Annotated in this window: 17 protein-coding genes; 15 read left to right on the top strand and 2 right to left on the bottom strand. The window is 60.2% G+C overall.

Going from position 1 to position 20,020, the window contains the following annotated elements:
• Nucleotides 1–193 precede the first annotated feature (193 nt).
• From BLQ41_RS12415 to BLQ41_RS12425, 3 genes are all read left to right on the top strand, one after another.
• Entirely contained in the window at nucleotides 194–565 is a 372-nt protein-coding gene (locus BLQ41_RS12415) for a hypothetical protein (RefSeq protein WP_231997097.1), read from the top strand.
• 314 nt (nucleotides 566–879) lie between these two features.
• Entirely contained in the window at nucleotides 880–1,179 is a 300-nt protein-coding gene (locus tag BLQ41_RS12420) for a hypothetical protein (RefSeq protein ID WP_090181246.1), read from the top strand.
• Nucleotides 1,172–1,549 (top strand): hypothetical protein, encoded by a 378-nt coding sequence (locus BLQ41_RS12425; protein ID WP_197678927.1) that lies wholly within the window; start codon nucleotides 1,172–1,174, stop codon nucleotides 1,547–1,549. The genes BLQ41_RS12420 and BLQ41_RS12425 overlap by 8 nt, the downstream gene beginning before the upstream one ends.
• An 89-nt stretch (nucleotides 1,550–1,638) precedes the next feature.
• On the opposite strand, the gene BLQ41_RS12430 is transcribed toward BLQ41_RS12425, so the two are convergent.
• The gene (locus tag BLQ41_RS12430; protein ID WP_090188511.1) at nucleotides 1,639–2,238 is read right to left on the bottom strand and encodes a cupin domain-containing protein; all 600 of its coding nucleotides are present in this window, start codon (nucleotides 2,236–2,238) and stop codon (nucleotides 1,639–1,641) included.
• A 69-nt stretch (nucleotides 2,239–2,307) separates the two neighbouring features.
• Nucleotides 2,308–4,269: an oxidoreductase gene (locus BLQ41_RS12435; RefSeq protein ID WP_090181249.1), complete on the bottom strand. Its 1,962-nt coding sequence runs from the start codon at nucleotides 4,267–4,269 to the stop codon at nucleotides 2,308–2,310.
• A 216-nt stretch (nucleotides 4,270–4,485) separates the two neighbouring features.
• Between BLQ41_RS12435 and BLQ41_RS12440 the strand changes: the two genes are divergently transcribed.
• From BLQ41_RS12440 to BLQ41_RS12500, 12 genes are all read left to right on the top strand, one after another.
• Nucleotides 4,486–5,529, top strand: coding sequence for an ABC transporter substrate-binding protein (locus BLQ41_RS12440; RefSeq protein ID WP_090181251.1), 1,044 nt, complete (start codon nucleotides 4,486–4,488; stop codon nucleotides 5,527–5,529).
• A gap of 76 nt (nucleotides 5,530–5,605) precedes the next feature.
• Nucleotides 5,606–6,385: a class II aldolase/adducin family protein gene (locus BLQ41_RS12445; RefSeq protein WP_090181252.1), complete on the top strand. Its 780-nt coding sequence runs from the start codon at nucleotides 5,606–5,608 to the stop codon at nucleotides 6,383–6,385.
• Between the two features lie 129 nt (nucleotides 6,386–6,514).
• Complete coding sequence (locus BLQ41_RS12450) at nucleotides 6,515–7,162, top strand: TetR family transcriptional regulator C-terminal domain-containing protein (protein WP_090181253.1); 648 nt, start codon at nucleotides 6,515–6,517, stop codon at nucleotides 7,160–7,162.
• 92 nt (nucleotides 7,163–7,254) lie between these two features.
• Nucleotides 7,255–7,971, top strand: coding sequence for a response regulator (locus tag BLQ41_RS12455; protein ID WP_090181255.1), 717 nt, complete (start codon nucleotides 7,255–7,257; stop codon nucleotides 7,969–7,971).
• A 53-nt stretch (nucleotides 7,972–8,024) separates the two neighbouring features.
• Entirely contained in the window at nucleotides 8,025–8,750 is a 726-nt protein-coding gene (locus BLQ41_RS12460) for a substrate-binding periplasmic protein (RefSeq protein WP_090188513.1), read from the top strand.
• Nucleotides 8,747–11,002 (top strand): ATP-binding protein, encoded by a 2,256-nt coding sequence (locus BLQ41_RS12465; protein WP_090181256.1) that lies wholly within the window; start codon nucleotides 8,747–8,749, stop codon nucleotides 11,000–11,002. The genes BLQ41_RS12460 and BLQ41_RS12465 overlap by 4 nt, the downstream gene beginning before the upstream one ends.
• 186 nt (nucleotides 11,003–11,188) lie before the next feature.
• On the top strand, nucleotides 11,189–12,595 hold the full coding sequence (locus tag BLQ41_RS12470) for an amino acid permease (protein WP_090181257.1): 1,407 nt from the start codon (nucleotides 11,189–11,191) through the stop codon (nucleotides 12,593–12,595).
• Nucleotides 12,596–12,769: 174 nt separating this feature from the next.
• Nucleotides 12,770–13,504, top strand: coding sequence for a hypothetical protein (locus BLQ41_RS12475; protein ID WP_090181259.1), 735 nt, complete (start codon nucleotides 12,770–12,772; stop codon nucleotides 13,502–13,504).
• A 776-nt stretch (nucleotides 13,505–14,280) separates the two neighbouring features.
• Entirely contained in the window at nucleotides 14,281–15,072 is a 792-nt protein-coding gene (locus BLQ41_RS12485; protein WP_090181261.1) for an enoyl-CoA hydratase/isomerase family protein, read from the top strand.
• 42 nt (nucleotides 15,073–15,114) lie between these two features.
• Nucleotides 15,115–16,275, top strand: coding sequence for an acyl-CoA dehydrogenase family protein (locus tag BLQ41_RS12490; protein ID WP_090181263.1), 1,161 nt, complete (start codon nucleotides 15,115–15,117; stop codon nucleotides 16,273–16,275).
• A gap of 27 nt (nucleotides 16,276–16,302) precedes the next feature.
• Nucleotides 16,303–18,393 carry an acetate--CoA ligase family protein gene (locus BLQ41_RS12495; RefSeq protein WP_167360533.1) on the top strand — a complete coding sequence of 697 codons (2,091 nt, stop codon included), beginning with the start codon at nucleotides 16,303–16,305 and terminating at the stop codon, nucleotides 18,391–18,393.
• A gap of 10 nt (nucleotides 18,394–18,403) precedes the next feature.
• The gene (locus BLQ41_RS12500; protein WP_090181266.1) at nucleotides 18,404–20,011 is read left to right on the top strand and encodes a 5-guanidino-2-oxopentanoate decarboxylase; all 1,608 of its coding nucleotides are present in this window, start codon (nucleotides 18,404–18,406) and stop codon (nucleotides 20,009–20,011) included.
• Nucleotides 20,012–20,020: the final 9 nt, after the last annotated feature.

The raw sequence follows: 20,020 nt of genomic DNA on the forward strand, positions 1-20,020 counted from the left end.
TTGAGTAAAGCCAGTAAGTACGGTGTTGACTGGCCTTCGGTGGTGTATATTTAGGGTCCCTATCTCTCCGCCATTACATAGAAAAAGCCCCGTAGCTGAAAAGCTACGGGGCTTTTTCGTTTCTGGCGGTTTTTGGTCATTCATCTCGACGAGCGGCCAAGGGAAAGCAGGCGGATCCCGGTCATTAGCTATCATGCATAAAGAGCTAATTCACCGGATGGCAGGGCAGACCATGAACAGATGGCGACGGCTTTGGTTGATTATCAAGCTGATGGCAGCCGTTGCGGCCTGTGTCGCCGTTGCTGTTCAGGCTTTTCTCTACATGCTGGATAGCCCCGACGCAGCGCAAATTCATCCTTTGAGCATTGTGGTTGCCGGGCTGATCTTTGGCTTCATCACCTTTGGAATTCTTTCACTGATTGAAATCGGAATCTTGGGGCTTGTAGGCTTTTTCCTCCCCGGAACTCCTCCACCTCAAGCAACACCTGAGAGCGACGAAGGGCTTTCGCCGCAAGGCCCGTTGGCTCTGCAATCCGACGACTCGGCTCATCAGAAAAATCTGTGAAGCCGACGATTTTCAGCCTCAGAAAAAAGCGTTGTGGACGGATCCTACAAAGAGAATTCCGGGCTTACGCAACGGTGCGAATCTTCTTACTTCGCACGCAGATACGTCCGAGATTGATCGAGGGTATATTCGATTTGTAGCGAAGGCCCGGATATAGACATCGCGGTCACGCAATAACCGAACGTGGCACACCATCTGATGGTTGTTCGTTTAATCGAAGATTTATTCCCTCAAGGAAGAGGTGGCGATGTACAACGGCGGTGAAGAACAGTTTCAGAATGGCGATCAGCCCGGGGATGTCGCGAGGTTAGCTAATGCCTAGGGATATTCATCTGGATACGGGGCGGTTAGCCAATATTTTCAAGGCGCGGATAAAAAATACCGGATGCCCATTCTGTGAGCACGATGAGTGGGAATTGCCACTCCAGGCCGGTGCAACTGGCGTCGGATTGCCTTGGGCGCGAGGCCAGGAGTATTTACGTTTCGGCACGCCTGCGGTGATGCTTAACTGCAAGCATTGTGGGTTTATACGTCTGCATTCGCTCAATGCACTGGCAAATATAATCGTTCAGGACGAGTGCAAAACCAGTGTGCTGGAGGTAAGCGATGAGTGAGCCTTTTGTGCTGGTAAATCTTGACGAGCATTACCCTGACCGTTTCCCTGGCAGCAAAAAGAACGGCAGTGACGATAATGGAAGAAAACCACCAGGTCCTCCAGGAGAAACCCCGATGGAACCGCGTGTATCCCAACTTGAGACACATATCGAATACGTGCGGCGGGACCTCGGCGACCTTCGCGTGGAGTTTCGTGAGCACCGTAAAGAATCTCGAACGGATTTTTGTGAGCACCGCAAAGAAGCTCGTACTGATTTTCGTGAGCATCGCAAAGAGGCCCGTACGGATTTCCGTTTACTGTTCAGCGCGTTGATCACCACGGCACTGGGCTTGGCAGCGATGATGGGAAAAGGGTTCGGGTGGTTGTAGACGAACGTGCAAAGAAAACCGGCGAAACGCCGGTTTTTTGTGCAATTTGCAGGCACCTGAATTCTTTAGCTCTGAAGGTCGACAGACCCTCAGAATGAAGGCGGCGTGATCACCCAAATCACCACTGCGTCCACCTCTCCAGGATTCCCATACCGATGCGGCTCCTGGCTGGAAAAGCTAAAACTGTCGCCTTCACTCAGCTGAAAATGCCGATCTCCTACCCACAACTCAAAACTCCCCGACAGCAAATACCCAGCCTCTTCACCTTCATGGCTATAGCTCTGCTGACTGTAAGTACCCGGTGGAAACCTCGAGTGCAGCATCTCCAGTTGCCGATTCGGCTGTGGCGTCAGCAGCTGATCCACAATCCCGTCTTCGTAATGAACGCTCATTCGCGCGTTTTTGCGCACCACCACCCCGTTGTCCTCGGGCGCGGTATTGCCCTCACTGGCGAAAAACCATTGAATGGTCACGCCCAAGCTACGAGCGATGTTGAACAGCGCCGGAATAGAGGGATAAGCCAGGTTTCGTTCCAGCTGACTGATATAGCCCGCCGTCAGCTCACTCATCTGCGCCAGTTCCGCGAGGGTCATGCCCCGACGTTTACGCAACCCACGAATCCGTGTGCCGAGAAAATGCGGTTCTGCCGCCGCGCTGACCTGTGTGGGCGCGCTGCTGGCAGGCGGCATCTTGCTGCTGTTGCTCATGGCGTGCTCCAAACCGGGGATTGTGTAAAAGCCCCGGAGTATAAAACAGCCTCAAAGCTCCCAGGCGACTTTCAAACCTTCGTAGATGGCTTCTTCGGCGGTGCGCGGGGCGAGGCAGTCGCCGATGCGCCGGAACTCCACCAGGCCTTGAAGCTCGGCGCCCAGCGTATCGACCGGTTGATGGCCTTGGCAGAGCACGAGCGTGTCGATGTTTTCGAACAGCATCGGCTCGCCGCTGGCGGTGTGTTGCAGGTAGACAGTGTTGTCGTCGCAGCCATACAGGCGCGCGTAAGGCGTGATCGGGATGCCGAGTTTGTGTAGTTCTCCAGCCAGGTGATCGCGCACATACAGCGGCAGGTTTTCTCCGCAATGGGTGCCGTTGACGGCCAGTTGTACCTGGTGCCCGGCGCGGACCAGACGTTCAGCGATACCGGGTCCGATCCAGTCGCAGCGCCAGTCGACCACCACCACGGAACGGCCGATCTGCACTTCATCGCGCAGTACTTGCCAGGCGTCTACCACCTGCAATTCACCGCCGCGCTCGAACGCTGGCCAATACGGTTCGGCACCGGTGGCGAGGATCACCATGTCCGGCCGTTCGAGTTCGACCAGTGCCCGGTCGACGCGAGCGTTGCGCACGACGCGCACGCCGGCCAATTCCATTTCCCGTTGCAGGTTGGTGCTGGCACCACCGAATTCAGCACGTCGCGGTAACAATTGCGCGAGCAATACCTGGCCACCGAGTTGCGAGCTGGCTTCGTAGAGCGTCACGTCATGTCCGCGCTGAGCCGCGACGGCGGCAGCTTTCATTCCGGCCGGGCCACCGCCAGCGACCATGATGCGTTTGCGTTGCTTCGTCAGTTGTCGTTGGCCAAAGATCAGCTCGCGCCCGGTTTCCGGATGCTGGATGCAAGAGATCGGCAGGCCTTTGTGAAAGTGGCCGATGCACGCCTGATTGCAGGCGATACAGGCGCGCACATCTTCGACGTGGCCGGTGTCGGTTTTGTTGGGCATTTGCGGGTCGCAGATCAGGGCGCGGGTCATGCCGCAAACATCGGCCTGACCGCGCGCCAGAATCAGTTCGGCTTCCTGTGGTTGGTTGATGCGCCCGGTGACGAACAGCGGAATCGACAGACTGGCCTTGAAAGTGCCGGCTTCCTTGGCCAGATAAGCCGCTTCGATCGCCATCGGCGGCACGATGTGTACGGCGCCGCCCAATGAAGCCGAGGTCCCGGCGACGATATGCACGTAATCAAGCATCGTTTGCAACGATTGCACGGCAGCCAGGGATTCGTCCTCGGTCAGGCCTTCAGGGTCGCGTTCATCGGCGGAAATACGCAGGCCGATGATGAACTGGTCATCGGTGTTGGCACGCACAGCCGCGATCACTTCACGCAGGAAACGCAGGCGTTGGTCCAACTCACCGTTGTAGCCATCGGTGCGACGGTTGACCCGTGGGTTGATGAATTGCGCCGGCAGGTAACCGTGGCTTGCGACCACTTCCACCCCGTCGATTCCGGCTTGATACAAGCGTCGGGCCGCTGCGCCGTAGCCGGCGACGATCTCATCGATCATCGCTTGATCGAGCGCTCGCGGCATCACTCGAAAGCGTTCGTTGGGCACCGCCGAAGGCGAGTAAGCGACGGCCAGCAGGCCATCGCTGGACTCCATGATCTCTCGCCCCGGATGGAAGATTTGCGACAGCACCACTGTGCCATGCGCGTGGCAACTCTCGGCGATCTTGCGATAGCCCTCGATGCAGGCATCGTCAGTGGCCATCAGCACATGCGAGGTGTACCGCGCGCTGTCATGCACACCGGCCACTTGCAGCACGATCAGCCCGACGCCGCCTTCGGCCCTTGCAGTGTGGTAGGCGATCAGTTGCTCATTGACCAGGTTGTCGGTGGGCATAGAAGTGTCGTGACCGCTGGACATGATGCGGTTTTTCAGCCGTTTGCCACGCAGCTGCAAGGGTTCGAACAGGTGCGCAAAAGCAGGGGACGAGGTCGGCATGTTGCGGGTACTCCAGGCAGGCTGAAGCCGAAAGGCCGGGTTTTCGGCGTTGTTATTATTTGCCTATAGAAATTTACCTGTAGTAAAAAATCAACTTGTTTTTTTACTTGTGCTCGCAGTAGATTCATTTGGCGCCCGCACCTGGGGCGAACCTCACAACAATAAAAAGGGCCACGTCGGCGTTCAGTCGGGTGGCACCTGCAAGAGGAACCACTGATGAAATCGAACACGCTCAAGCACGGTTTCTTGTTGCTGTCCCTGGCCATGAGCCTGGGCAGCGCTCAGGCAGCACCGGATATGGTGGTGGTGGGTTACGGCGGCGCCGGCCAGAAAGCCCAGGATGTGGCGTTTTTCCAGCCGTTCAGCGCGGCGGATCACAGCAAGCTGATCCAGAGCGAATACAACGGTGAGATGGCCCGGATCAAAGTGATGGTCGACACCGGCAACGCCGATTGGGACGTAGTGCAGATCGAAGGCCCGGACCTGATGCGCGGTTGCGACGAAGGCATGTACGAAAAACTCGACTGGAAAACCCTGGGGCGCGCCGAGCAGTTGATTCCCGACGCGGCGCAGGCGTGCGGTTCCGCGGCGCTGGTGTGGAGCGTGGCAATTGCCTACGACACGCAAAAGCTGGCGCAGGCCCCGACCTCGTGGGCCGACTTCTGGGACGTGCAGAAAATCCCCGGCAAACGTGGGCTGCGCAAACGCGCGGTGTACAACCTGGAATTCGCCTTGCTGGCCGACGGCGTGAAGGTTGAGGACGTGTATTCAGTGTTGAACACGCCGCAAGGTGTCGACCGCGCCTTCGCCAAACTCACCGAACTCAAACCCTACATCCAGTGGTGGGAAGCTGGCGCGCAACCGGCGCAATGGCTGACAGCCGGGGATGTGGTGATGACCTCCACTTACAGCGGGCGCGTGGCGGATGCCGCACAAAATGGCAGCCACCTCGGGCTGGTCTGGCCGGGCAGCCTGTATGGCATGGATTATTGGGCAATCATCAAGGGCTCCAAACACGTCGATCAGGCCAAGCGCTTTATTGCCTTCGCCAATCAGCCGGATGCCCAGGTCAAGTATGTCGAGCAGATCCCTTATGGCCCGACCAATACCGAAGCCGCCGCCAGACTGGACGCCAAGCTCGCGCAATGGGTGCCGACTGCGCCGCAAAACCTCAAGGGCGCGCTGTCGATGGACGTGGCGTTCTGGGTCGATCACGGCGAAGAACTTGAAGAACGCTTCAACGCCTGGGCCAGCAAGTAGTCGCAAACGGCTGGACGTGTCAAAGCGTCGAGCCTTACTGTCTTGCGCAGTCCGATCAGCCTGGAGAACCAAAACAATGAATGAGATCGCTACCCCACTGCGCAGCGCCACGGAACAAAAGCTGCGAGTAGAGCTGGCCGCTTGTTACCGATTGATCGCGCACTTTCGCATGACTGATCTGATCTTCACCCATATCTCGGTGCGAATTCCGGGGCCTGAGCATCACTTCCTGATCAATCCATACGGGCTGATGTTCGATGAAATCACCGCCTCCAATCTGGTGAAGATCGGTCTTGATGGCCGGGCCGTCGAGTCGTCGCCGTACCCGGTGAATCCGGCAGGGTTTGTGATTCACAGCGCCATTCACGGTGCCCGTGAAGACGCGCAGTGCGTGCTGCACACCCACACCAAATCCGGTTGTGCCGTCGCTGCGTTGAAATGCGGATTGCTGCCAGTGAACCAGATTTCCATGGAATTCTATGGGCGGGTCGCTTACCACGACTATGAAGGTGTGGCGCTGGACATGAGCGAGCAGCAACGTCTGGTGCAAGACCTCGGCGACAAACCGGTGCTGATGCTGCGCAACCACGGTTTGCTGACAGTCGGGGAGACCGTCAGCCAGGCGTTTTTGCGCATGTATTACCTGGAGAAAGCCTGCGAAATCCAGCTGGCCGCGCAAGCCGCCGGTGAGTTGGTATTGCCGCCAGCCGAGGTGTGCGAACACACCGAGCGTCAGTTCAACGAACCCGGCCGTCCGTTGGACGAAGGCGAGTTGAGTGACCCGGACGCCATGCAATTGGCCTGGGCGGCGCTGTTGCGATTGCTGGATCGGGTAGCGCCGGGTTATCGCGACTGACGGGATGGGCTCACCCCGGTTTCTCCTGCGTTCAACTGCTGGAGACTTGCCACACTCTTGCTGTACAGTCGTTCAGCCCGCGCGCTTACCGCCGCGTCCCTAACGATTGATCCACGGAGAGTATCGCGCATGAGTCAGGAAGCCCGTTTTTCCCGCATGGAGCCGGAGTTGCGCAAGGCCAACCTGATCGAAGCGACGCTGGTGTGCCTCAAGCGTCATGGTTTTCAGGGCGCTTCAATCCGCAAGATTTCCGCCGAGGCCGGGGTTTCGGTCGGGCTGATCAGCCACCATTATTCCGGCAAAGATGAACTGGTCGCCGAGGCCTACCGAGCGATTACGGGGCGGGTCATGAGCCTGTTGCGCGACGCGATGGAGAAGGCAGCGCCGACGGCCCGCGAACGATTGTCAGCGTTCTTTCGCGGTTCGTTTTCGGCCGAGTTGCTCGATCCGCAGCTGATCGACGCCTGGCTGGCATTCTGGGGCGCGGTGCGCACGGCCGAGTCGATCAACCTCGCGCACGAACATTCCTACGGCGAGTACCGTGGGATCTTGCGCAAGGTGCTGACCGAGCTGGCACAGGAAGAAGGCTGGGAAAATTTTGATGCCGACCTGGCCGCCATCAGCCTCAGTGCATTGCTCGACGGCTTGTGGCTGGAGTCGGGCCTCAACCCTGGCACCTTTACTCCGGAACAAGGCATTCAGATTTGCGAAGCCTGGGTCGACGGATTGCAGGCCGGCGGTCGCCAACGGTTTTGCGTCCAGACGACGGGCTGTTGATCACTCGTTCAGCTGTCGATACTCTCTGGCCCCACGGCAACAAAACACTCTAATAAGAAACACGCCTTCGGGCATTTGCGGGACACCTAGCGATGACTCCTCGGGTACTGATCGTCGATGACGATCCGCTGATTCGCGAACTGCTGCACGCCTACCTGTCCCAGGAAGGTTACGAAGTGCATTGCGCCGCCACGGCCGAACTGGCCGACACCTTCCTGGCGAGCCAGACCGTCGATCTGGTGATGCTCGATATCCGCCTGCCCGGCAAGGACGGCCTGACCCTCACCCGGGAGCTGCGGGTGCGTTCCGAAGTCGGGATCATTCTGATCACCGGTCGCAACGATGAAATTGATCGCATCGTGGGCCTGGAATGCGGCGCCGATGACTACGTGATCAAACCGCTCAACCCTCGCGAATTGGTGTCCCGGGCGAAAAACCTGATCCGCCGGGTTCGCCACGCGCAGACACCGCAACCGGTCGCGGCCATTGCCAAGCCCGTCAAACAATTTGCCGACTGGGCGCTGGACACCGACCGCCGGCGGCTCATCGACCCCACCGGCAGCGAAACCCTGTTGACCCACGGCGAATATCAGTTGCTCAGCGTGTTCTTGCGCAACAGCGGGCACACCTTGAGCCGTGATCAGTTGATGGACCAGATCCGTAATCGCGAGTGGGTGCCCAATGATCGCTCCATCGACGTGCTGGTCGGACGCTTGCGGCGTAAATTGCACGACGACCCGGCCGAGCCGCAACTGATCATCACCATCCACGGCGCCGGGTATCTGTTCACCGCCAGCGTGGCGGCCTGAGTTTCGTGGGGCGGGTGTTTGCGCTGCTGCTGGCGCTGGTCGCCAACAGCGCGATGGCCGCTGAGAACATTCGCTACTGCGACTATCCGGTGTACCCGCCGATCTCCTGGAGCGACGGCAAACAAGTGCGTGGCCTGGCCCCCAGCGTGGTGAAAAACCTCTTCGGGCGCCTGGGCTATGACGTCGAAATCGTCGTGCTGGGCAACTGGAAACGTTGCCTGCTCGACGTCGCCGAAGGCCGGGTCGATGTGGCCCTGGCCTACAGCACCGCGCAACGGGAACAGAGCATGATTTTTTCGACGGTGCCTGTGTTGCGCGAAGAAGTCGCGCTGTTCATCAACCGTCAGCACCCGGTGAAATTTGATCGTCTGCAAGACCTGGCCAATTACCGGGGCGGGCTGTTGTTCGGCGAAAGTTACGGCGTCGAATTCGACCGCCTCGTCGCCCAGCAACAGAACATCGAATGGGTTTCGGACAGCCGCCAGAACTTCGGCAAACTGATTCGCGGGCGCATTGATTTCATCACCTCGGAACGACGCACCGGGCAGTTGTACGTCGAAAACCTGCCGGGCGCGCAAGACATTGTCGCGTTGCCCAACGCCTTGAGCGTCGATTACCTGCGGGTTGCGGTTTCGCGCAAATCCCCGCTCGCCAGGCGCATGCCGGAGATCGACGCGCAGTTGCAGCGCATGGTCAGCAGCGGGGAGGTCGAGCGCTTGCTCAACGAAAGCGAAGTCACCTACCGCGACATGATCAACCTGCCGGTCAATTCCAAATGATTCGCGCCCGGCCCGGTGGACTGTTGCGGCGTCTGCTGCTGTTCATTCTGTTGTTCAGCCTGTGCTTCACCGTGCTGGCGAGCACCGTGCAGTTGTACTTCGAATACCGCCGCGAGATGCGCGACATTGACTCACGCATGGAGCTGATCCGCGCCGGTTATCTGGCCAGCCTGGAGCGCAGTCTCTGGGACTTGAACCAGGAACAATTGAACGTGCAGTTGCGCGGTCTGGTGGACTTCTCCGACGTGGCGCGGGTGCACCTGAACAGCCCCGATTTTGATCTGCTGCAAGGCAACGCCGACCCGGTCGGGCCGCTGCGCATCGAGCGTTTCGAGCTGGACTATCAACCGCCGTCCGGGCCTTTGCGGCATCTGGGGCAATTGGAGGTCAGCACCGATCTGGGCGCCGTGCATCAGCGTTTGTACGCCACCGGATTGACCAGCCTGCTGTGGATGAGCGTGTTTCTGTGCGGTTTGGCGGTGGCGCTGTCGGGGTTGTTTTACCGCTTGGTCACCCGGCACCTGCAAGTGATGGCTGAATTCGCCCGGCGCATCGCTGCCGGTGACTGGCACGAGCCCTTGCATCTGGACAAGCGCCGCAGCGCGAACGAAGACGAAATCGACACCGTGGCCCATGCTCTGGACGACATGCGCCGGGCGATCCTCAGTGATATTGAACGACGGGAAACCGATCGACTGGCCTTGCAGAACAACCGCGATGAGTTGCTACGAATGGTCGAACGTCGCACCGCCAGCCTGATGCGCGCCAAGGACGAAGCCGAGGCCGCCAATCTCGCCAAGTCGCGGTTCCTGGCGACCATGAGCCACGAATTGCGCACACCGCTCAACGGCATTCTTGGCATGGCCCAATTGCTGCGCGGCGCGAATCTGGATGAGCGCGACGGCAAACGTCTGGATGCGCTGTACAAGGCCGGCGAAGGGTTGTTGTCGATTCTCAATGAAGTGCTGTTCTTCGCTCGACTGGAGGAGGGCGTCAGTCACCCGGAACCGGTGGATTTCTCGCTCAGGCATTTGCTCGACGAAGTGCTGACGCTGCTTGAGCCGCGCGCTATGAGCAACGATACGACGCTGCACTGCCGAGTAGATCCGAAGGTCGCTGACAGGCATCACGGTGCCGAGCAGTTCCTGCGTCAGGTGCTGAGTAATTTGCTGGCTAACGCGATCAAGTTCACCGAGGGCGGCGAGGTTCGCGTCGATGTGGCGTTGCTGGCGCCAGTCCCCGGGCAGCGGCTGCGATTGAGCGTGACGGACAACGGCATCGGCATTGCCCAGGCGGTGCAGGAAAAGATTTTCGAGCGTTTCACCCAAGCCAGCGAAGAGGTTGCGCAACGCTTTGGCGGAACCGGTCTCGGGTTGGCCATCAGCAAGCATCTGGTTGAACAACTGGGTGGGCAGATCGGTGTTGAAAGCGAAGTCGGGCAGGGCAGTTGTTTCTGGTTCGAGGTGACGCTGCAACCGGGTATTGCCGGCTTGGCCGACGTGGCGATCCACAGCGAACCCGGTCGCGCGCTGAATGTTCTGGTGGTCGAGGACGTGCCTCTGAACCGTGAAGTGGTCAGCGGTTTGTTGCAAGGGGACGGGCATCGGGTCTGGCTTGCAGAGGAGGGCGAACAGGCGCTGATCCAATGCGCTGCGCAGACTTTTGATTTGATTTTGCTCGATGTGCATCTGCCGGGCATCAGCGGTGTCGAGTTGTGCAAACTGATCCGCCACACCGAGGGGCCGAACCGTCACTGCCGCATATTCGCCCTGACCGCCAGCGTGCAGCCGGCATTGGTGCGCGGATATCTGGATGCCGGGATGGATGGCATCCTCGCCAAACCCCTGAAACTCGACAATCTGCGCCAGGCTTTGGCCGGGAAAGCGCTTTTGCCTGCGCCACAAAGGGCGGATGAGGCGATGGACTGGCCATTGCTGGACACGCATCGCACCTTGCTCGGTGAACAGAAACTTCAGGGCTTGCTGGCGGTGTTGCGCGATGCGATCACGCAGCATCGCGAGGCACTCAAGGAGGCGATCGAGGCCGACGATTGCACCGAAGTCGCCCACCTTGCCCATCGTCTGGCCGGCAGCAGCGACTCTTTGGGGTTCCGGGCATTGGCCGCTGCACTGCGTGCGCTGGAAGAGGCTGCGCGGATCAACGATGAGTCGGCAGTGCGGGCATTGGCGACGCAAGTTCAGGCGCATTTGCAGCGTTCGCAACAGACGCTGGCCGAGCTGCTGCACACCTGACGTACAAGTTCGTTACGACTTTTTACAACTTCGATCTTTACGGTCAACCGGACCTTACATGGTCTTCCAATAATCGAGGCAACCGCCACCGCGCGGTCTTCGAAGCTTATTGGAGATAATAATAATGAACTGCCGTAAAGCTGATCCTTTCTCGCGCCACGCGCACCTTGCTGATGGGGTGCGGGCATGAGCGAATCCACTGAACGTAAAGGCATCCAACTGACACGCGCCCTCAAGAGCCGGCACATTTTCATGTTGTCGCTGGGTGGCGTGATCGGCACCGGGCTGTTCATGGGCTCTGGCGTGACGATCAACCAGGGCGGACCGGTCGGGGCGATTCTGGCCTACCTGGTCGCCGGTTTCCTGATGTACCTGGTGATGGTGTGCCTGGGCGAATTGTCCGTGCAGATGCCGGTCTCTGGTTCGTTTCAAACCCACGCCACCAAATTCATCGGACCGGCCACCGGTTTCATGATCGGCTGGGTGTACTGGATGAGTTGGGCGACCACCGTAGGACTGGAGTTCACGGCGGCGGGCATGCTGATGGTGCGCTGGTTTCCGGCGGTGCCGATCTGGTATTGGTCGGCGCTGTTCGTGGTGGTGCTTTTCGGCCTGAATGCGTTGGCGACGCGCGCTTTCGGTGAGGCGGAATACTGGTTCTCCGGGATCAAGGTCGCGGCGATTCTCGGCTTCATCGTGGTCGGTGTGCTGGTGATTTTTGGCGCGATTCCCCTGAACAGCGGCGCACCGGCGCCAATGATGACCAACCTGATCGGCGACTCATTGTTCCCCAACGGCCTGTCTGCGGTGTTCGCGGTGATGATGACCGTGGTCTATGCCTTTCAGGGTTGCGAGATCATGGGCGTGGCCGCCGGCGAAACCGATCAGCCGGAAAAAAGCATCCCGCGCGCGGTGCGCAATGTGGTGTTTCGCGTATTGATTTTCTATGTGCTGGCGATCGTGGTGCTGTCGGCGATTGTGCCGTGGCAGCAGGCCGGGTTGATGGAAAGTCCGTTTGTGCAGGTGTTCGACATGGTCGGCATTCCTTATGCCGCGGATCTGATGAACTTTGTGATTCTCACGGCGATTCTTTCCGTCGGTAACTCGGGCCTGTATGCCTCTACGCGGATTTTGTGGGCGATGTCGAAGACTGGCATGGCGCCGAAAAGTCTGTCTCCGCTGAGCAAGCGTGGGGTGCCGCTGCGTGCGCTGAGCATCACGTTGTGTTTTGCCTTGATGTCGTTGATGACCAGTTTTGTCGCAGCGGACACGCTGTTCATGGTGCTGATGGCGGTGAGCGGGATGTCGGGCACGGTGACCTGGATTGTGATTGCGCTGGCGCAGTACAAATTCCGCAAGGCTTATCTGCGTGATGGCGGCAAGCTCAGCGATCTGAAATACCGCGCGCCGTGGTTTCCGCTGTTGCCCCTGACATGCATTGTGTTGTGCTGTTCGTTGTTTGTGTTTTTAGCGCTGGATGAGACGCAGCGGCCTTCGTTGTATTGGGGGTTTGGGTTTATTGCGTTGTGTTATGGCGCGTATTTTCTGATTCATCGTAAGCGCTCGGTGGTTTTGGCGCCGAGTGCTGTTTGATTGATTGTGTAGATCCGTTTGATCGTTCCCACGCTCCGCGTGGGAATGCATCCCATGACGCTCCGCGTCACACTCAGTGGTGATTCTGGACACGGTAGTGGCTAGTTAGTAGCATCCGCGGCATACGGATTTTCTACTGCGCGTCGATGGACGTGGGCCTATCAAGGAATCGAAATGCACAACTTCACTCATGGCGATAAGCGCGTTGTTTTCACTGTCCTGAGCGGTGAAGTGGTGGGCAGCGAGAAGCTCAGTGAGACCCGTGTGACGACCACGGGCGGCGTTCCTGTAAACGGTAAGGACGGGGATCTGACGCCGGTTCGCGTGAGTTCGGTGTCGATCATCAATCATGAGTTCTGGGTCAAAACCGCGGACGGTGTCGAGCACGATGTGAAGTTGCGTGGCGTGGATATTCCATTGCGCACCGGTCAGGACATCTCGTTGATCAGTGCCTTGAAAAAGGACGGTTCGCCCCTGCACACCCTCCTGCTGAACCACTCGGCGTCCAAGCGCTGGATACTGCGTGACGCGAGCGCGTTGAACACCGAGTTGGAGTTGACGCCCTTCAACTGGAAGACCGTGCTGATCGTGTCTGGCTTGTGTGTTGCCGGTCTGGCCACCGCCGGGCTCGGTCTTCTGGCGGCGGGCGGTTACCTTTGCTACGCGTTGTATCAAGGTTCCCAGCGCAAGAAACTGCTGATCAGTGACCTGAACGCTTACCTCGAGAAGTTGGACACCCTGGTCGCCAGTCGCGGCCGGGCGCCAAGCCCTGTTCAAGCTGAAAGCCCGGTCGAGGCCGAACTCTCCTTCGAACTCGACAGCCCCGCACCCGCGCAAAGCGCTGCCGAACCTGAAAGCCCTACGCTGAACAGCGACAGCGTGCGCCGGGCGCTGTCACGCAATCTCTGAAAGACATGTCCTGAAAACCTCTGCGCAAAACACAAGTTTTGGATCGACAGCGGGACGCAGAGCGTCCCTGGCGGCATTCCCACGCAGAGCGTGGGAACGATCCAAAGCATTGTGTCGCCCTGCTTTTTTGGGAACGGTTTTGCTCGCGAGACTGTAGATCTTGCCCTTGCCCTTGCCCTTGCCCTTGCCCTTGCCCTTGCCCTTGCCCTTGCCCTTGCCCTTGCTTCGGCTTTTGATCTTGATTTTGATCTTGATCTTGATCTATCTGCCCCTTTCCCAGAGGCCGAACGCAGGCGTTGCGTAGGGGGCACCGCGGCATGGATGCCGCGGTAGCCGCCCCCGGCCATGGATGGCCGATGGCGGCGTGCCCCCCGGAGCAATGCCGGAGAGAGGGCATGCCGAGCCTAGGCGAGGCACCGAATGGAGGGGCAAGACTTTTTGGTTACTTTTGAGGCGTTTGTCAAAAGTGACTCGCTGTAAAAGCGAAACCGCCAGCCGCCGTTACCGCAGAAATGGATATGCCCCCAATCCAATCCAATCCAATCCAATCCAATCCAATCCAATCCCAATCCCTTGTCCCCAGTTGTTCAAAGTTGTAACAGTCCCACTCCTATAACGCCCCTCATAAAAAATAAACACTTTAAAACCAACAACTTAAAGTGAATTTCAAGCTGTTACAGCCAAATCGACCACAGATTGCCGCCTTGCTGAACACTCGTTTAGTATGGCCTCAAGTCGCATCACCTCATGCCAAACACAATAATTCGAGGATTCGCATGACTACTCACTCCTCTCTGCTCAGCCAAGTCGAAGCCGGCGTGGCCTGGATCACCCTCAATCGCACCGCCCAGCGCAACGCGCTGGACATCCCGACCCTGAAAAACCTGCACGCCTTGCTCGACCAATTCAACACCGATCCCGCCGTTCGAGTCGTCGTACTGACCGGCAGCGGCCGCAGCTTCTGCGCCGGTGCCGACCTCGCCGAATGGGCCGAAGCCGAAGCCCGAGGCGCCCTCGAAACCTACGGCTGGACCGAAACCGCCCACGCCCTGATGAGCCGTTTGTACAGCCTGGAAAAACCCACCATCGCCGCCATCAACGGCACCGCCGTCGGCGCCGGCATGGACCTGACACTCTGCTGCGACCTGCGCATCGCCGCGCAGTCAGCCCGGTTCAAGGCCGGCTACACCAGCATGGCCTACTCGCCGGACGCCGGAGCCAGTTGGCACCTGCCACGCCTGATCGGCACCGAACAAGCCAAACGCCTGCTGTTTCTCGACGAGTTGTGGGGCGCCGAACGCGCCTTGGCGGCCGGCCTTGTCGGCGAAGTTTGTGCCGATGAGCAACTGCTCGAAGTGACGACTGAACTGGCCACGCGCCTGGCCAGCGGCCCGACATTCGCCTTCGCCCAGACCAAAAAACTCATGCGCGAAGGCGCCCAGCGCAGCCTGCCGGAGCAACTGCAAGCCGAGCTCGCAGCCGGTCTGCTCTGCGGTCGCAGCGAAGACGGTGCGGAAGCCTTGCGCGCCTCCATCGAAAAACGCCCGGCGAAATTTGCCGGCAAATAAGCCCGCCGCTCCCCAACCCGTGAACGAACAACAGGTAGCCCCATGAATTTCCAACTGACCCAAGAACAAGAAATGTTGGTGGACGCGGTACGCAGCTTTGTCGCCAAGGAACTGCTGCCGCATGAGGAAGCGGTCGACCGCGCCGACGAAGTCTCCCCGGAGCTGGCTGCGCAGATTCGCGGCAAGGCCATCGCCGCCGGTTTCTATGCGTTCAACATGCCGGAAGAAGTGGGCGGTGGAGGTCTGGATTATGTGTCCCAGGCGCTGATCGAGCGTGAGCTGTCGAAGGTGTCATGGGCGCTGCATGTGTTCGTCGCGCGGCCATCGAAAATCCTCATGGCCTGCACCGGCGATCAGATCAAGGACTACCTGTTGCCGTGCATCCAGGGCGAGAAAATCGATTGCTTCGCGCTGACCGAGCCGGGCGCCGGTTCCGATGCCAACGCGATCAAGACCCGCGCCGTGCGCGACGGTGATGATTTCGTGCTCAATGGCAGCAAACACTTCATCAGCCACGCCGGGCACGCCGATTTCGCCATTGTTTTCGCCGTCACCGACACCTACGAACACAACGGCAAGCAGCGCAACGCCGTGACCTCATTCCTGGTCGATCGCGACACGCCAGGCATGACCATTCGCCGTGGTCCCAAGTGCGTGAGCAACCGTGGCTACCACACCTTTGAGATGTTCTTCGATGACTGCCGCGTACCGGCCAATAAAGTGCTGGGCGAAGTCGGCAAGGGCTGGGACGTGGCCAACGCCTGGCTCACCGCCGGGCGTGTAATGGTCGCCGCCAACTGTGTGGGCCAGGCGCAACGTGCGCTCGATGTGTCGCTGCAATGGGCGGCGGATCGCAAGCAGTTCGGCCAGCCGATCGGCACCTATCAGGGCATCTCGTTCAAGCTCGCCGACATGGTCACGCAGATCCGCGCCGCGGAACTGCTGACCCTGCACACCGCCTGGAAAATGGACCAGGGCAGCATGACCGATGGCGAGGCTGGCATGGCCAAGCTGTTCGCCAGTGAAGTGCTCGGCAAGGTCGCCGATGAGGCGGTGCAGATCTTTGGCGGCATGGGCCTGATGGATGAATGCCCGGTGGAACGCATCTGGCGTAACGCGCGGATCGAGCGGGTCTGGGAAGGCACGTCGGAGATCCAGCGTCACATCATTTCCCGCGAACTGCTGCGGCCGCTGTTGCGCTGACCGGTCTGGAGATTACCCATGTCGCAGATGATTCGTGACAACCTCAAACGCCTGCTCGCGCCACGTCACCTGGCGTTTGTCGGTGGCCGCAGCATGGCCCGTGCGCTCAAGCGCTGCGCCGACGGTGGCTACCTCGGGCAGATGTGGCTGGTCAATCCGCAGCACGACAACCTTGAAGGCGTGCCGTGTGTACGCAGCATCGCCGAACTGCCGTGCGGCCCGGACGCGGTGTTCATCGCGACCAACCGCGAGCTGACCCTGACCTGCGTCGCCGAACTGGCCGCGAAAGGCGCGGGCGGGGCGATTTGCTACGCCTCAGGGTTTGCCGAAACCGGCGCCGAAGGCCAGGCCTTGCAGCAGCAGTTGCTCAACGCCGCCGGTCACATGGCGCTGCTCGGTCCCAATTGCTACGGCTTGCTCGACTACTTGCACAGCGCCGCATTGTGGCCGGTGGCCCATGGCGGCAAAGCGGTGGAGAAGGGCGTCGCGGTGCTGACCCAGAGCGGCAACTTTGCCTACAACCTGTCGATGAGCGACCGCTCCTTGCCGGTGGCCTACATGGCGTCGGTCGGCAATCAGGCGCAACTGGGTATCGCCGAATTGATGGACGTGTTGCTCGATGAACCGCGCGTCACCGCCATCGGCTTGCACCTTGAAGGCCTGAAAAACGTCCCGGGTTTCGCCCGCGCCGCACACAAGGCACTGGAAAAGGGCATCCCGATCATCGCGCTGAAAACCGGCGTATCTCAGATCGGTGCCGAGCTGGCGCTCAGTCACACCAGTTCGCTGTCGGGTTCGGACGCGCTGTACGACAGTCTGTTTGCGCGTCTCGGCGTGATCCGCGTCAGCGGCCCGGTGAGCTTTGTCGAAACCCTGAAAGCGGCCGCGTGCGGCAAGCTGCCGTCGGGCAACAGCCTGATCGCGCTGGCCTGTTCCGGCGGTGACGCCGGGCTGATCGCCGACTATGCCGAACGCAACGAACTGAGCTTGCCCAAACTCGACGAAGGCCAGCGAGAAGAACTCGCGCAGGTGCTGCCAAGCTACGCCAACCTGGTCAATCCGCTGGATTTCACCACCGCGATCTGGGGCGACGGCGAGGCCCTGAACCGCATGCTCGACAGCGCCCTGCGCACCGAAGCGGATGCGGCGATGCTGGTGCTCGATTACCCATCGGAATACACCGGCGAACGCAAGGAATGCGACCTGCTGCTGGAGCTTTACTGCGCCGCCCTGGTCCGCCACGGCAAGACCGGTTTTGTCACCTCGGCGTTCCCGGAACTGCTGCCGGCCCACGCTCGCGAACGCCTGCATGCCCAAGGCGTGGCGGCGCTGCAAGGTGTCGAAGACGGCTTGGCTGCGTGGGGCCGGATTGCCGGCTATCAACGCAATCGCCAGGCATTGCTGGCGCTCGGTGAATCGGCGCTGGCGCCGCATTGTCCACAAGCGTTGGTCGGCGAAGGTCGTTTGCTCAACGAGTGGGATTCGAAAACAGCATTGCGCGCCTTTGGCCTGCCGACGCCCAACGGCGTATTGAGCACGCCGGACAAGGCGCTGGCCGACGCCAACACCCTGGGTTATCCGTTGGTGCTCAAAGCGGTGAGTGCGCAACTGCCGCACAAAACCGAAGCCGGCGCCGTTGCGTTGAATCTCAAAGATGAAGCGGCCCTGAGCGCGGCGCTGAAAAAAATGCGCGCCAGCATTGCCGCGTATGCACCACAGGTGCCGTTCGATCAGGTCCTGCTGGAACCGATGGCCACTGCGCCCTTGGCTGAATTGATCGTCGGCATCAAACGCGAAAACGACTTCGGCCTGGCGCTGGTGATCGGAACGGGCGGGATTCTGGTGGAGTTGCTCAAGGACAGTCGCAGCCTGTTGTTGCCGACCACCGACGGTGCCATTCGAAATGCCGTGTTGAACTTGCGTAGCGCGGCGTTGCTGCAAGGTTTTCGCGGGCGCGAAAGGGCGGATCTGGAGGCGTTGGTCGCGGCGATCCGCGCGGTGGCCGATTACGCTTGCGAGAACGCCGCGCAATTACTGGAACTCGATGTGAACCCATTGTTGGTCGGTGCCCACGGCACGACTGCGGTCGATGCGTTGATTCGCCTCGGCCACGAGTGAGGATGTGAACATGCAAACTACAACATTGACCGGCGGCCAGGCCCTGGTGCGTCTGTTGGCCAACTACGGCGTCGACACCGTGTTCGGTATTCCCGGCGTGCACACGCTGGAACTGTATCGCGGCCTGCCCGGCAGCGGCATTCGCCATGTGCTGACCCGTCACGAGCAAGGCGCGAGTTTCATGGCGGACGGCTATGCGCGCGTCAGTGGCAAACCGGGCGTGTGCTTCATCATCACCGGCCCCGGCGTGACCAATGCCGCGACCGGTATCGGCCAGGCGTACGCCGACTCGATTCCGATGCTGGTGATTTCCAGCGTCAATCACACGGCCAGCCTCGGCAAGGGCTGGGGTTGCCTGCACGAAACCCAGGATCAGCGCGCCATGACCGCGCCGATCACCGCGTTCTCGGCGGTCGCGTTGAGCACAGACGACTTGCCTGAATTGATCGCCCGCGCCTACGCGGTGTTCGACAGCGAGCGTCCGCGCCCGGTGCACATCTCGGTGCCGCTCGACGTGCTGTCGGCGAAAGTCAGTCGCGACTGGAGCAACGACGTGGTGCGTCGCCCAAGCCGTGGCGCCGCCTCAAACGCCGCGCTGGATGAAGCCGCAGGCAAACTGCAAAACGCCAAACGACCGATGATTATCGCGGGTGGTGGTGCGCTGAATGCGCAACACGCCTTGCAAGAAATCAGCACCCGACTCGCCGCGCCGCTGTTCACCAGCGTCGCCGGCAAAGGCTTGTTGCCGCCGGACGCACCACTGAATGCCGGTTCGACCCTGTGCGTGGAACCCGGCTGGCAAATGATCGCCGAGGCCGATGTGGTGCTGGCAGTGGGCACCGAAATGGCCGACACCGATTTCTGGCGCGAGCGCCTGCCACTGAATGCACAGCTGCTGCGCGTCGACATCGATCCGCGCAAGTTCAACGATTTCTATCCCTGCGCAGTGGCGTTGCACGGCGATGCTCAGCAAACCCTCGCCGCATTGCTGGAGCGCCTGCCGCCCGCCCATCGAGATGCCAGCGCTGCCATCGCCGCCGTCGCAACCCTGCGTCAGGCCGTAAGAAACAGTCACGGCCCGTTGCAGTCGATCCACCAGGCGATTCTCGAACGAATTGCCGCCGAACTGCCGGACAACGCGTTCATCAGCACCGACATGACTCAACTGGCCTACACCGGCAACTACGCCTTCAACAGCCTGGCGCCGCGCAGCTGGTTGCACCCGACCGGCTACGGCACGTTGGGTTATGGCTTGCCGGCCGGTATCGGCGCCAAGTTCGGCGCGCCGCAGCGGCCAGGTCTGGTGCTGGTGGGCGATGGCGGTTTCCTATACACCGCGCAGGAGCTGGCCACCGCCGTCGAGGAACTGGACAGCCCACTGGTGGTGTTGCTGTGGAACAACGACGCGCTCGGGCAGATCCGCGACGACATGCTCGGGCTCGACATCGAGCCGATTGGCGTGCTGCCGCGCAACCCGGATTTCGCTGCACTCGGTCGCGCCTTCGGTTGCACCGTGAGCCAGCCGCAGAGCCTGGCGGAGTTGCAAACCGACTTGCGCCACGGCTTCAAGCGCAACGGCGTGACCCTGATCGAACTCAAGCATGCGTGCGCGCACTGACTTTCCATT

The sequence above is a fragment of the Pseudomonas arsenicoxydans genome, from assembly GCF_900103875.1.
In the GTDB taxonomy this organism is placed as follows: domain Bacteria; phylum Pseudomonadota; class Gammaproteobacteria; order Pseudomonadales; family Pseudomonadaceae; genus Aquipseudomonas; species Aquipseudomonas arsenicoxydans.

Excerpts from the sequence above, each read along its gene's own strand:
- BLQ41_RS12460 (WP_090188513.1), top strand. The coding sequence starts at position 8,025 with ATGGCCGCTGAGAACATTCGCTACTGCGACTATCCGGTGTACCCGCCG.
- BLQ41_RS12430 (WP_090188511.1), bottom strand. The coding sequence starts at position 2,238 with ATGCCGCCTGCCAGCAGCGCGCCCACACAGGTCAGCGCGGCGGCAGAA.
- BLQ41_RS12415 (WP_231997097.1), top strand. The coding sequence starts at position 194 with ATGCATAAAGAGCTAATTCACCGGATGGCAGGGCAGACCATGAACAGA.
- BLQ41_RS12440 (WP_090181251.1), top strand. The coding sequence starts at position 4,486 with ATGAAATCGAACACGCTCAAGCACGGTTTCTTGTTGCTGTCCCTGGCC.
- BLQ41_RS12490 (WP_090181263.1), top strand. The coding sequence starts at position 15,115 with ATGAATTTCCAACTGACCCAAGAACAAGAAATGTTGGTGGACGCGGTA.
- BLQ41_RS12435 (WP_090181249.1), bottom strand. The coding sequence starts at position 4,269 with ATGCCGACCTCGTCCCCTGCTTTTGCGCACCTGTTCGAACCCTTGCAG.
- BLQ41_RS12500 (WP_090181266.1), top strand. The coding sequence starts at position 18,404 with ATGCAAACTACAACATTGACCGGCGGCCAGGCCCTGGTGCGTCTGTTG.
- BLQ41_RS12485 (WP_090181261.1), top strand. The coding sequence starts at position 14,281 with ATGACTACTCACTCCTCTCTGCTCAGCCAAGTCGAAGCCGGCGTGGCC.
- BLQ41_RS12470 (WP_090181257.1), top strand. The coding sequence starts at position 11,189 with ATGAGCGAATCCACTGAACGTAAAGGCATCCAACTGACACGCGCCCTC.
- BLQ41_RS12445 (WP_090181252.1), top strand. The coding sequence starts at position 5,606 with ATGAATGAGATCGCTACCCCACTGCGCAGCGCCACGGAACAAAAGCTG.
- BLQ41_RS12450 (WP_090181253.1), top strand. The coding sequence starts at position 6,515 with ATGAGTCAGGAAGCCCGTTTTTCCCGCATGGAGCCGGAGTTGCGCAAG.
- BLQ41_RS12420 (WP_090181246.1), top strand. The coding sequence starts at position 880 with ATGCCTAGGGATATTCATCTGGATACGGGGCGGTTAGCCAATATTTTC.
- BLQ41_RS12455 (WP_090181255.1), top strand. The coding sequence starts at position 7,255 with ATGACTCCTCGGGTACTGATCGTCGATGACGATCCGCTGATTCGCGAA.
- BLQ41_RS12425 (WP_197678927.1), top strand. The coding sequence starts at position 1,172 with ATGAGTGAGCCTTTTGTGCTGGTAAATCTTGACGAGCATTACCCTGAC.
- BLQ41_RS12495 (WP_167360533.1), top strand. The coding sequence starts at position 16,303 with ATGATTCGTGACAACCTCAAACGCCTGCTCGCGCCACGTCACCTGGCG.
- BLQ41_RS12475 (WP_090181259.1), top strand. The coding sequence starts at position 12,770 with ATGCACAACTTCACTCATGGCGATAAGCGCGTTGTTTTCACTGTCCTG.
- BLQ41_RS12465 (WP_090181256.1), top strand. The coding sequence starts at position 8,747 with ATGATTCGCGCCCGGCCCGGTGGACTGTTGCGGCGTCTGCTGCTGTTC.